At 70.4% G+C, this 13445-nt stretch carries 5 protein-coding genes; 2 read left to right on the top strand and 3 right to left on the bottom strand.

The genetic code is table 11. The features are described 5' to 3' along the window. Positions 1 to 61: 61 nt before the first annotated feature. A complete protein-coding gene (locus tag ND747_RS06120; protein WP_251732480.1) occupies positions 62 to 1711 on the bottom strand; it encodes an HNH endonuclease signature motif containing protein in 1650 nt (549 codons plus the stop codon). Between the two features lie 264 nt (positions 1712 to 1975). After that, positions 1976 to 3493 (bottom strand): MFS transporter, encoded by a 1518-nt coding sequence (locus ND747_RS06115; protein WP_374216154.1) that lies wholly within the window; start codon positions 3491 to 3493, stop codon positions 1976 to 1978. A 313-nt stretch (positions 3494 to 3806) separates the two neighbouring features. Between ND747_RS06115 and ND747_RS06110 the strand changes: the two genes are divergently transcribed. Together ND747_RS06110 and ND747_RS06105 are read left to right on the top strand one after the other, a co-directional pair. Then, the gene (locus tag ND747_RS06110) at positions 3807 to 5594 is read left to right on the top strand and encodes an alkaline phosphatase D family protein (RefSeq protein WP_251732478.1); all 1788 of its coding nucleotides are present in this window, start codon (positions 3807 to 3809) and stop codon (positions 5592 to 5594) included. Between the two features lie 310 nt (positions 5595 to 5904). Next, positions 5905 to 10275 (top strand): bifunctional nitrate reductase/sulfite reductase flavoprotein subunit alpha, encoded by a 4371-nt coding sequence (locus tag ND747_RS06105; protein ID WP_251732493.1) that lies wholly within the window; start codon positions 5905 to 5907, stop codon positions 10273 to 10275. Here the strand turns inward: ND747_RS06105 and fxsT are convergent. Then, positions 10269 to 13364, bottom strand: coding sequence for an FxSxx-COOH system tetratricopeptide repeat protein (gene fxsT / locus ND747_RS06100; protein WP_251732477.1), 3096 nt, complete (start codon positions 13362 to 13364; stop codon positions 10269 to 10271). The genes ND747_RS06105 and fxsT overlap by 7 nt on opposite strands. Positions 13365 to 13445 lie beyond the last annotated feature (81 nt).

Genomic DNA, 13445 nt, shown 5'->3' with positions numbered 1-13445 from the left:
GACAGACCTGCACCCGGCGAAGGCACATCAGCACCCGCCGCTTCGTCACGAAAGCAAGCCTTCACGACCTCACCCTGCTGAACAGGTCGGGCGACGACTGGCTGTGGATATTGCGGCGGGGACGCCGCAGGGGATCGATGTTCGCCGGCGGGACAAAAGAGGGCCTTCGGCCCCCCTCGACGAGGATATCCCATTTCTCCCGATGCACCCGATGATGATGAAATGCGCACAGAAGAACCATATTATCGATCTTCGTTTCACCGTTGTCAAGCCAGTGAACAATGTGATGAGCCTCCGTCCAGGAAGATGGTCGATCACATCCCGGAAAAGCGCATCCTTCGTCTCTCACGACCAGGGATCGACGAATATGTGGAGGCACCGTCCTCACTGTTCTCCCGACGTCAAGCGGAACGCCTTCCGGGTCGGGAATGATGCGGCTGACCGCGGCGTCGCAGGCAATGCGGCGGATCACCTCGCGGGGCAACGGCATTCCCCAGCTCGTCATCGCCGGCCCCAGACCGGTTGCGATCAGGGCCGCCCAGGGAATCGTGACCGTCAGATGCGGTCGCGTGCCCCCTGCCTTCGGCACCCGGCCCGCGGACAAAGCACGGTTGACCAGCTCTACCAGCGCGTCAACTCGGCGGCGCGCCGGGCTGCGCAGGTCGCGCACGCCCGCTTCGCCCGGCCGAGGCGCGCAGAGCCCGTCAAGAGCCGTGCGGAGCAGCGCGGCAGCTTCGGGATCGAGCTCGCCACGGATCAGGGTGGTGCCCTGGGGAGTGTCGATGAACGTCAGCTGACGCGCCGCCTGTGGATCCCGCCGCGGGGCTGCACCTTCCCCGCCGAGATCGCCGCCCTTCGCGGCCGGCGCATCACGATCACCTTCGCCCGCACTGCAGCCATCCGTACCCGCTGGGCCGCCACCATCGGCTGCGCCCGGCGCACCGGACTTGCCGCCACCTCCATCGGCGTTCCCGTCGTCGGTACTGCTGCCAGCCTCGCTGGTACCGCGGCGATCGTCCTCGGAGCTGTCCGCTTCCGGGCCCTCCTCACTCGGCGGGCGGCTGGCGGCGAGGAGCTCGTCCATCATCTGGGCAGCAGCCCGGGTCAGCTGGAAACGATCCTTCCGGGCGGCGTCGACAAGCAGAGCAGCCTCAAAGGACCGCCGCTGCTCGACACTGAACTGCTCGGGGAATCCCTGCACCGCCCGGACGATGACCTCGGCCTGCTCGGGACTGATCCTCCCCCGGATCAGGGCCACTCCCGTGGCCCGACATGGACCATCGATCACTGCCTCGGCAAAGACGGTCTGACGCCTCGCATCGCCGGGAGCAACCTGCATCTGCTCGCGCAGCCAACCAGCCAGATCCAGTGCGCCCCGGCCTGCCGCAAACCCATGGACGCCGGCCTTGAGGATCGCCCGGCCACGGGCCACGTACAGCTGCGAAGCCAGCTCGTACATGCCGAACAGCACGTTCTCGACATCGTCAGACGACCAGCACAAGGAATCTCCGGACAGGAGACCACCCATTCCAGCAGCAATCATCGCCAGATGGTTCGCTACCCCAGAAGCCGCATCCCCCACCCTGGTACCGCTGTCCGCAGAGATGGCCTGTGTACGGCCGCCAAAAATTCGCGTCCTCTCGCCTGGCGCATTTTTGCCAGACCCGCCCGGCGGCTCAGGGCCGGCCAGATCCTCCGGATGAAAAGGCATGGCCAGACCATAACCCGCACCACCTTCACGTGTCGAACATCAGTTCTAACTACAACCGGCATGGCCCTGTTGGCAGCACACCCCCCACGCGGACCAGGCAGGCAGATCTCCTGGACAGCGCACCCCCCGAACAGGCCGGTCGACGCAGTACCACAGGCCACGCACCCCCCAAACCGACTAGCTCGATGACTACCATCAGGTCACGCCAAACAGTGACCAGATCATCGATAATCCAATAATAGAAATGCGAACAGGATCTACTGGTTACTTCCGCCCAGCCGTCTCGACATCAGGGCTGCGTGCGGGAGTCGGAACATGAACCGACTCCGGCGCAGCGACCCGGCCTGCGCCTGCACCTGCGCGCGGACCACCGGCGGCCACCCGCGGGGCCGCATCGATGTCCAGGCCACTGCCGCGCAGGTAGCACAGCCAGGTCACGGCGGCCATCACGGAGAACAGGCCGACATACACCCAGAGTGCGGGAGCAATGGTGTGCCAGGCCTTGTTCGACTCGGCGTAGATGATCGGCACCAGGAAGCCACCGAATGCGCCGACCGCCGAACAGATGCCCAGCGCACCCGCGGCTTCCTTACGGGAGCGGCGCATGGTCTCGGCGTCTCCACCGGCGACGAGTCCGCGGCGAGCGAAGATGGCGGGGATCATCCGATAGGTGGATCCGTTGCCGATACCGCTGGCCAGGAACAGCAGCATGAACGAGGCGAAGAACAGGCCGAAACTGGGGTGGTCGAGGATCTTTCCCTTGGCCCCGATGGAGGCGACCGCGCCGAGGCCGCCGATCGTCATGGCGGCGAATGCCGCGACGGTGACCTTCGCCCCGCCGAAGCGGTCACCAAGGCGCCCCCCGAGCGGGCGGGCCAGTGAGCCCACGAGGGCACCGAGAAATCCATAGCTGAGCGCGACGTCGGCCCGGTCGAACAGGGCGGGGTTCTTCAGCAGGGCCGGAAAAGCCGTCGAGTACCCGATGAACGAACCGAACGTCCCGATGTAGAGAAAGGACATGATCCAGGTGTGGCCGCGCTTCGCCGCGGACGCCGTGGCACCGTAGTCCGCGCGGGCCTCGCTCAGGTTGTCCATGAACAGCCAGGCACCGACGGCCGCGATGACGGCCAGCGGGATGTAGATCAGGCCGAGGTGGGCGAGCGCCGCACCGGAGCCGGCGGCGATGACGGTGGCGCCGAGCTTCTGGATGACGGCGACGCCGAGGTTTCCGCCGGCGGCGTTGAGGCCGAGCGCCCAACCCTTCTCCCGTTCCGGGTAGAAGAACGAGATGTTGGTCATCGACGAGGCGAAGTTCCCGCCGCCGACCCCGGCCACCGCCGCAATCACCAGCAGCGTCCCAAAAGACAGACCGGGATGCTGTACCGCCCACATCATCAGCCCGCACGGAACGACCAGCAGCAGCGCGGAGAACACCGTCCAGTTCCGGCCACCGAACACGGGGACGGCGAAGGTGTAGGGCAGCCGCAGGAACGCGCCCACCCCGGAGGGCACCGCGACCAGCCACAGCTGCTGGTCGGTGGTCAACGAGAATCCGGCCGGCCCGGGACCGCCATGGGAGCTGGCACCCATCTTGACGACCAGGATGCTCCACATCACCCACACGGAGAAGCCGAAGTGCTCCGCGATCACGGACCAGAGCAGGTTGCGGCGGGCGGTCCGGCGGCCGGTCTGCTGCCAGAACGCGGCATCCTCGGGATGCCAGTCGTCAATCCATCTGCCGGATCGGTGGTCTCTGCTCATGGTCTGGGCTCCTCGGGCCATCACACACAGGTCACATCGCTCGCGTCGAGAACGCTAGGGAGCCGGTGTTTCACGATCTTCAGCCTGAGGATTTCGTCCCCGGAAAACACTTCTCTCCTGCCGGGCGCCGATGATGTGAGCCGACGGTGCAGCCCGTGGAGGCGGCGAGCCGACCGCCCCGACCTGGGTGCGGCGAGGCCGTCACACGTGGCTGCGGGTCCTGGCTGGGTAGGTCGCGTTGGTGACGTCGACAACGTAGCGCGCGACCGCGCCCGACCAGGAGTCGGCGAGGCGGGCGTAGTGCCCGCACCCGACCAGAGCAGAAGGAGCAGTTATGGCGAGCCTGGTGCTGGGCCCGGTGCAACGCCACATCGACGCGACCAGCGTGACGATCTGGGTCGAGACCGGGAGCCCGGGCCTGGTCGAAGTCATGACACTCGCCGGGCCCGACGTCCCGGCTGGTGGGACCGGGCCGGCAGGCACGGACGCCCTGGCGGCCAGCGGTCGACGGCCGGCAGCGGGTGGATCGGCGCACACGTTCACGGTCGGCGGCCATCACTATGCGGTGGTCACGGTGGGCGGACTGTCCGCGGGCACGGCGTGGCCCTACCAGGTGCGTCTCGACGGTGAGCCGGTGTGGCCGCTGCCGGGCGAACCGCCGAGCATGCTGCGGCCAGCGCCGAGCTCGGCCAGTCCCCGTCCGCTGACCCTGGCGTTCGGGTCATGCCGGGTGACCGCCCCGCAGGACAAGCCCTACACCTTGAACTCCGACGAGCACACGTCGGGACTCGGCACCGACGCCCTGCATGCGCTGGCCCTGGACCTGCGCGACCAGTACGGCGAGCCGGGCCGGGCGGCGGGCGACCCGACCCCCGATGCGCTGCTGCTGCTCGGCGATCAGGTCTACGCCGACCATGTCTCACCGGAGACACTCGCCTGGATCAGACGGCGGCGGGACACCACCGTGGCGCCGGGCGAGGAGATCGCCGACTTCGAGGAGTACACCCGGCTCTACGCCGAGGCGTGGTCACAGCCGGAGATCCGCTGGCTGCTGTCGACGGTGCCCACCGCCATGGTTTTCGACGATCACGACGTCCGGGACGACTGGAACATCTCCTCGTCCTGGCGTGCCGAGATCAGGTCGCAGACCTGGTGGGACGACCGGATCACAGGTGGCATCATGGCGGCCTGGCTCTACCAGCACCTGGGCAACCTGAGCCCGGCGCAGCGGGCGTCCGATCCGATGTTCGCCGCGCTGACCGGCCCGGACGGCACCGGGGCCGAACCGCGGCAGGCGACCGACGCACTGCGGGCCTTCGCCCGGCGGTCCGACGCCCGCGCCGACGGCGTCCGCAACGACGACATTCGCTGGAGCTATCGCTGGGACCTGGGACGCACCCGGCTCGTGGTGATCGACTCCCGTAGCGCGCGGGTCGTCTCGCCGGACGGACGCCGGGTGATGGTGGCCGACGCCGAGTGGGACTGGGTGATCGGCCAGACCCACCAGGACGGGGACGTCGACCATCTGCTGCTCGCGACGTCGCTGCCCTATCTGCTCTCCCCGGGCATCCACTGGGTGGAGGCGGCCAGCGAGGCTCTGGCCTCCGGCAGCCGGGGCAGGTTCGTCGCCCGACAGGCCGAGAAGCTCCGGCAGCGGATCGACCTGGAGCACTGGTCGGCGTTCGGGGAGTCGTTTGCGGCGATGGCCGAGTTGCTGCGTGGTGTGGCGGCGGGCGAGCATGGTCCGGCGCCCGCCTCGGTGGTGCTGCTGTCCGGCGACGTCCACCATGCCTATCTCGCCCGCGCCGATCTGCCGGGTCAGCGCAGCCAGGTGTTCCAGGCGGTCTGCTCACCGTTTCGCAACCCGCTCGGCAAGGGCATCCGCCGGGTCGACCGGCTGGCCCGCCGACGCCTGGTCGCCGGCGGCATCCGCGCCGTCGCGAAGCTCGCCGGCGCACCGGATCCGGCGATCGACTGGCAGGTGACCGACGGGCCGTGGTTCGAAAGCCAGATCGCCTACCTCGACGTCGACGGCCGCGTGATCACCGTCCGGCTGGACAAGACCGAACCGGACGGGACCCCCGGCGGCCTCGACGAGGTGTTGCGCGCCCGGCTGACCTGACCGGTCGTGGGCCTGTTGGCCTGTGGGCCGTTCACAGCGAACACCTGTCCGGCGTGCGGACACCGTCACCCACTCGCCACGCGGGACGGGGCCGAGGCGAAACACCCCGCTTCTACCGTCGGGGCAACCCACGCCCGGGTGCGCCCGACGAGCCGAGTATCCGTGCGCGCGGGCTCCCTGGGAACCGGAGGACCGGAAACGGGAGGACAACGTGCCGGCGTCCACAGGTACCGAGGCAGCGGCGGCGGCCGAGACGGCGGCGGCCGGCCGGGTCAGGTCGGTGTGCTCGTACTGCGGGGTGGGCTGCGGCATGGTCCTCGACGTCGTGCCCGGCCCGAACGGGCGGCCCCAGCTGCGCCGGGTCAGCGGCGACAAGGAGCATCCGGCCAACGGTGGACGACTGTGTACCAAGGGCGCGACCAGTGCCGACATGCTCGCCGCCGCCACACCGGGACGGCTGGCCACCGCCCGCACCCACGCAACCCGCGGCGCCGCACCACAGGACGTCCCCGTCGACGAGGCGATCACCACCGTCGGCCACCGGCTGCGCGCCATCGTCGACGAGCACGGCCCGGACGCCGTCGCACTCTATGTCTCGGGACAGCTGACGCTGGAGGCGCAGTACCTGGCGAACAAGCTTGCCAAGGGGTTCATCGGCACCAACCAGATCGAGTCGAACTCGCGGTTGTGCATGGCCAGCGCCGGCAGTGGCTACAAGCTGTCGCTCGGCGCGGACGGCCCACCCGGCTCCTACGACGACTTCGACCACGCCGACGCGTTCCTGGTCATCGGCGCCAACATGGCGGACTGCCATCCGATCCTGTTCCTGCGGATGATGGAACGGGTCCGCGCCGGCGCGAAGCTGATCGTCGTCGACCCGCGGCGCACCGCGACCGCGGCCAAGGCCGACCTGTTCCTGCAGGTCCGCCCGGGCACCGACCTTGCGCTGCTCAACGGCCTGTTACACCTGCTGGTCGCCGGTGGTCACGTCGACGACGGTTTCGTCGCCGAACACACCGAGGGCTGGGCGGCGATGGAACCGTTTCTTGCCGACTACTCGCCGGGGGCGGTGGCCGAGCTGACCGGCCTCGCCGAACACGACCTGCGCCGCGCCGCCGACTGGCTCGGCGCGGCCCGCGGCACGTGGATGAGCTGCTGGACGATGGGCCTCAACCAGAGCACCCACGGCACGTGGAACACCAACGCGCTGGTCAACCTGCATCTGGCGACCGGTGCGATCTGCCGCCCCGGCGCCGGCCCGTTCTCGCTGACCGGCCAGCCCAACGCCATGGGCGGCCGGGAAATGGGGTACATGGGCCCGGGTCTACCCGGCCAGCGTTCGGTGCTGGTCGAGGCCGACCGCAGCTTCGTCGAACAACAATGGGGTCTGCCGCCGGGACGGCTGCGCACCGACGTCGGCCGTGGCACGGTCGAGATGTTCCAGAAGATGGCCGACGGCGAGATCAGGGCCTGCTGGATCATCTGCACGAACCCGGTCGCCTCCGTCGGCAACCGGTCGACGGTGCTCGCGGGCCTGGCCGCCGCGGAGCTTGTCATCAGCCAGGACGCGTTCGCCGAGACCGAGACGAACGCACACGCGGATGTGCTGCTGCCCGCGGCGATGTGGGCCGAGACCGACGGCATCATGATCAACTCCGAGCGGAACCTGACGCTGACCCGCCAGGTCGTCGACCCGCCCGGCGAGGCGCGGGCGGACTGGCAGCTCATCGCCGGTGTGGCCACCGCCATGGGGTACGGCGCGGCGTTCACCTACGCCGATGCCGAGGAGATCTTCACCGAGATCCGCGCGTTCCACAATCCGCAGACCGGCTATGACCTGCGCGGCGTGTCCTACGACCGGCTGCGCGCCGGTCCCGTGCAGTGGCCGGCGGCGCCCGGTGCCGGCCCGCGTAACCCCATCCGCTATCGCAACGACGGGGTGAGTCAGCCCCTGCTCGTCCACCCGGACGGCACCCGGCCGCGGCTGGTCTTCCCGACGCCGAGCGGACGCGCGGTGTTCCATCCCCGCCCGCACCTGCCGGCAGCCGAACTGCCCGACGACGACCATCCGTTCCTGCTCAACACCGGTCGGGTCGCGCACCAGTGGCACACGATGACCAAGACCGGCACCGTCGCGAAGCTCAACCGCCTCAACGCCGGTCCGTTCGTCGAAATCCACCCGTCGGACGCCGCCGCTCTCGTTGTCCACGACGGTGACCGGGTGCGGATCGCCTCACGCCGGGGCCAGGCCGTACTGCCCGCGGTGGTCACCGACCGGGTGCTGCCCGGCAGCTGCTTCGCGCCGTTTCACTGGAACGACGTGTTCGGCGCCGATCTCGCCATCAACGCCGTCACCAGTGACGCCGTCGACCCGATCTCCTTCCAACCCGAACTGAAAGTCGCCGCTGTGTCCCTGACCAGGGTGGACGTCACACCTCCCGCCCCCACCTCGCCCTCGGACGGTTCCACGGAACACGTCGGTACCCCCGCCGGCGGTTCCGCGGAACACCTCGGTGACCCCGCCCGTCCCGGTACACCGACGGGTCCTGCGGACGGTTTCGCCCGGCCGAGCCCGGCCGGGACGGGACGGGCCGATCACCGGTTGGCGTTGCTCGCGGCCTTGGGCACCACGTTCGACCTCGACCCGGCGCCACCGTCGCTGACCGATCCACAACGCCACTACCTGGCCGGCTTCCTCGCCGCCCAGGCCGCACTGGCGACAACGACCACCGGTGCCCCGACGGACGGCACCCCGACCGCCCTGCGCATTCCCGCGGGCGCACCGTTCGACGCGGCGACCGGCCAGTGGCTCGACGGCTTTCTCGCCGGCGGCGCCACCGCCTCGGCGCCGAGCCCGGTCCGCCAGCCCACCACCCCCTCCACCACCGGCAGCAGCGGCGCCGAGCCTGGTCCGGAGCCGCGCACGCGGGTGGTGCAGGTGCTGTGGGCGTCGCAGACGGGCAACGCCGAGGAAGCGGCCGCCACGGTCCGCGAACGGCTGGCGCAGGCAGGCTGGCAGGCGCGGCTGCGGGAGATGTCGACCCCGGCGGCGGACATCCTGCGTGATCCCGGGGATCTGCTCGTCGTGACCAGCACCTTCGGCGATGGGGATCCTCCCGACAACGGCTGCGGCCTGTGGGACGACCTGAACGCCGAGGACGCGGCCCGGCTGCTCGAGGGTCGGCGTTTCGCCGTCGCGGCACTCGGCGACTCGAGTTACGCCGACTTCTGCGGCCACGGCCGACGCCTGGACGAACGTCTGGGCGCCCTCGGCGGCGACCGGCTGCTCCCCCGCGTCGAGTGCGAGCCCGACTACGCCGACGCCCTCGGCGCCTGGCTCGACGACGTCCTGACCGCCCTCGCCGCCAGTCCGGCCGCCAGCGGCTCCGCGCCGTCCGATCATGCCGGGGTGCAGGTCACGGCGCGTCCGCAGCCTGCTGCACTGCCTCGGCCGCGGACGTCCGGCGAGAGCCCGGCCCCGAGCCGTACCGATCCGCTGTCGGCGCCCCTGATCGGCAACCGGCTGCTCAGCGGGGACGGGTCGACGAAGGAGGTTCGCCGGTTCACCTTCGACGTCGCCGCCGAGCGCCTCGACTTCGCCGTCGGTGACGCGCTCGGGGTGTGGCCGGTGAACTGCGCCGAGCTGGTCGACGAGTGGCTCGCCCTGACCGGCCTCGACCCGTCCACCTCCGTCACTCTCGACACCGGCGCTGCGGCCGCCAACGGCACGGGCGGCTTCGCCGGTCGGCAGGGACCGTCCCCGCACGAGTCGATGCCGCTGCACTCGGCGTTGCGGTACCACTTCGATCTCACCTCGGTGCGTGCCGACCTGCTCCGCTTCGTCGCCGAGCGCGGCACCCCCGGCAGCACGGACGAAGCGGGAGACCGCACGCAGCTGCGTGCGCTGGTGCGGGCCGACCGCCGCGCGGATCTGGCCGCATGGGCGTGGGGACGGCAGCTGGTCGACGTCCTGGCGCAGTATCCGGTGCGGGCGGACGCCCGGCAGTGGCTGGCGGTACTGCCCCGGCTGCGACCGCGGCTGTACTCGATCAGTTCGTCCCCGCTGGTCGACCCGACGTCGGTCAGCGTGACGGTCTCGGTGGTGCGGTTCACCGGCCAGCGGGGACGTGTCCGCAAGGGCGTGTGCTCGACGTTTCTCGCCGACGCCGCACCGGGCACGCCGGTGGACGTGTTCGTGCAGCGCTCGCCGCACTTCCGGCCGCCTGCCGACAACACCACCCCGATGATCATGATCGGGCCGGGGACGGGAGTCGCGCCCTTCCTCGGGTTTCTGCAGGAACGCCAGGCCCGCGGCGCCTGCGGTCGCAGCTGGCTGTTCTTCGGGGAGCGTCACCGCGCCACCGACTTCCACTACGCCGAGGAACTGACGGCGCTGGTCGGGGCGGGCACCCTCACCCGGCTGGACACGGCGTTCTCCCGCGACCAGGACACCCGCGTCCACGTGCAGGACCGGATGCGTGAGCACGGCGCGCAGCTGTGGTCGTGGCTGGCCGACGGCGCCCACCTCTACGTCTGTGGGGACGCCACGCGGATGGCCCGCGACGTCGACACGGCGTTGCGCGAGATCGCCACGACCCACGGCAACCTCACTCCCGAGGGCGCCGCCGCCCACCTGCGCGCCCTCGCCGCGCAGCACCGTTACGTGCGCGACGTCTACTGACCAGCTCGGCCGTCCCAGCCAGGCAGAGTCGGAGCGGGGGAGGCAGTAACAGCGGTGAGGCGGGCACGGAAGTTCTGGGTGTCGGGGTTGGTGGCGCCGAGGACCCGTTCGGCCAGGCCGAGGTTACGTTCGAACAGGTCGATGGCCTCGGTGGGCCGTCCGGATTCCTGGTATGTGGTGGCGAGCAGGTCGCGGGTGTTGAGCGTGGCGGGATGATCGACACCGAGAATACGTTCGGCGTCGTGGAGGGCGCGCTCGAACCCCTCCAGGGCCTGCGGCAGCCGGCCGGCGGAGCGCAGAGTGGCGGACAGGTTGTGGCGGGAGGCCACACAGTCGGGATGGTCGGGGCCGAGAATCCGCAGGCGGTCGGCGAGGATGTCGTCGAACATGGTGATCGCCTCGGCCAACCGGCCGGCGCTGCTACAGGCCGCCGCGACGTTGTTGCGGGTGATCAGGGTGTGCGGGTGTTCCGGGCCAAGGGCCCGTTGTACGCCCTCGAGGGTCTGCTCGTACAGGCCGATGGCCTCCTCAAGCCTGCCCGCCGACTCGTAGCTGAAGGCGAGCGCGTTGCTGGTGCCGAGGGTGTCGTGGTGGTCGGGCCCGAGCAGCCGTTGCGCATCCCGGAGTGTCTGTTCCTGTAACGCGATGGCTTCGTCGATCCGGCCGGCCTGTTCGAAGGCGATCGCCAGATTGTGCCGGGACGTCAGGCAGTCGGGGTGGTCGGGGCCGAGAATCCGCAGGCGGTCGGCAAGGGTGTGCTCGAGCAGGACGATCGCCTCGTCAAAGCGGCCGATCTCCAGGCAGCAGAGACCGAGGTTGCTCCGGGCGAACAGCACCGCGGGACTGTCCGGGCCGAACACCCGCTCCACCTCGGGAACGATCTCGCGATACTGGGCGACCGCCGCGGTGGCCCGTCCCGCGGCCTGCAGGGCCAGTGCCAGATTGTTCCGTGAGCCAAGGGTGTGCGGATGGTCCGCGCCGAGTGCGCGCACCCGTGCGGCGAGGGTCCGCTCGTGCAGGGCGACCGCATCGCCGAGGCGCCCCGCCTCCTGGTAGGCGTAGGCGAGATTGTTGCCGGTCATCAGGGTGTCGATGTGCTCGGCGCCGAGAAGCCGGCGCTGGTCGTCGTGGGTCTGCTCGAACAGCGTGATCGCCTCCTCCAGCTCGTTCGCCAGCCGGCAGGTGAAGGCGAGGTCGTGCCGTGCCGTCAGGGTGTCCGGGTGATCGGGACCGACAGTGGCCTCGTGCAGGGCCACCGCACGGTAGGACAGGGGCAGTGCCTGCACCGGCCGGCCATGTTCACCCAGGTAGACGGCGGCCCGCTGGTACAGCGGGGCCAGCTCGACAGCCAGCGCGGGAAGGCCCGGACGAGCATCGAGGCCGGCCACGCCGCCGGTCCCACGCACGGCGGCGGGATCGGCAGCGGGATCGGCCTGGGCCAGGACGGCGCGGACGTGCGGGAGCAGCTGGCGCCAGCGTGGCCAGGCCGGCGGGTTCTCCCGGATCTCCGCCGGCAGGTACCCGGCGAGCACACGCACCAGCGTGGCGAGGCCGGCCGCGACCCGCTCGGCGGACATCGCCTGCCGCGTCGCGGCCTGCACCAGACGGTGGGTGACCAGCGCGTCGTGTTCGCGGCGGGACAGGCTGAAGCCGGTGAGCGCAGCAACCGCTTCCGGCCAGGCCAGCGCGTCGTCCTCCGCCGCTGCTTTCAGCGGGCCGTCGTCGAGCCACTGCACGCTGGCGGGAACCAGGTCGAGAGGGAGGGGTTCCGGGGCCGCGAGCGCGCACAGGTCGAGCAGCTCGACGGCGGCTGGCGACTCCTCGCCCAGCTGTGCCACCGACAACGTCCACAGGTTGCTGATCGTGATCTGCGGGCGCTCGGCCACCGTGCCTCGTCCAAGCATGTCGCCCAGCCGCTGCTCCAGATGCCGCAGGTACATGGCCGGACCGAGGCTGACGCGGTTCAGGTAGGCGGCGGCCTGTTCCACCGCAAGGGCGAGATCACCGAGCAGCTCGGCGATCCGGTCCGCGTCCACGGGGTCAAGGCCGGTAACCCGCGTGGTCAGCAGCTCCACCGATTCGGCCCGGGTGAACGTCGGCACGTCGAGGACCGCCCCTATCGCGTCGAATCCGGTGCGCCGCGACGTGAGCAGTAGCCGACCGCTGCCGGCCGGGCGATACTGCGCGACCTGACCGGGCTCGTCGACGTTGTCCGCGATCAGCAGGTGACGTGGGTGGCGACGTCGCAGCATGGCCAGTACGTGGCTGGTCGGCGCGTCGACGGGCATCTCCAGCTGGGCGGCAAGGTCGGCGAGAGGTTCACCGACCGGATCGATGTTCTCCGTCGGCAGCCACCACACCGCGTCGAACTCGGCGGCGTGCCGGTAGGCGTATTCGATCGCAACCGCGGATTTCCCGACTCCGCCCATTCCCGCCAGCGCGGTCACGGTGACGGTGCACGTGCCCCCACCCGGGCCGTCCGCGGTGAGCTGGGTGTGCAGCTGCGCGAGCAGGTCCTCCCGACCGACGAAACACGCCAGCCGCGGCGGCACCCCCCACACCGCAGGCAGATCCGGTGGAAACGTCGGGCTGTCCGTCAGCGCCGCCGACGCGCCCGGCGCAGCTGGATCGGTGGCGGGAAAGCCCGGTGCCTGCGTGGGTTTGGCCCGCCCACCCACCGCGGCGGCGAGCACCCGGCGCCGGGCCGTTTCCTCGTCGAGGCCGAACAGGTCGACGGCGACAGTCTGGCCGAGCAACCCGGGCAGCCGGCATTGTTCGACCCGAAACACCAGTAGGCCGCAGGCCCGACCGTTGTCGTCGCCCGCCCAGGCCGCCTGCCAGGCCGCGGTGGTCGACGAGGAGACCAGCGCCGCCTCGGACGCCACGATGATGGTGCGCGCGGCCCGTTGCGTCGCCTGGTGCAGCTCCTCGACGACCCGGGATCCCGGCCCGAAGTCCCAGGCCCGCAGCACCACCTGGTGCTCCGCCGCCTCCAACACCCACGAGACCCACTCCGCCCAGCGGCGGTCGACGTCGGTGTACGCGACAAAAAAGGCCGGCTGGGTAGCGAACCCTCCCCCGTCCGTCATGCCAGCAGTATGTCACTGTTACGATCCGTAACCACCGACTGGGATTGCCTGGCACTGGGCACTCGGGTGACACCGGATACT

The organism is Frankia sp. R82 (assembly GCF_023716925.1).
Taxonomy (GTDB): Bacteria; Actinomycetota; Actinomycetes; order Frankiales; family Frankiaceae; genus Frankia.
Note: the sequence above shows the minus strand (reverse complement) of the source record. Positions and strands in the feature narration are given on the sequence as shown.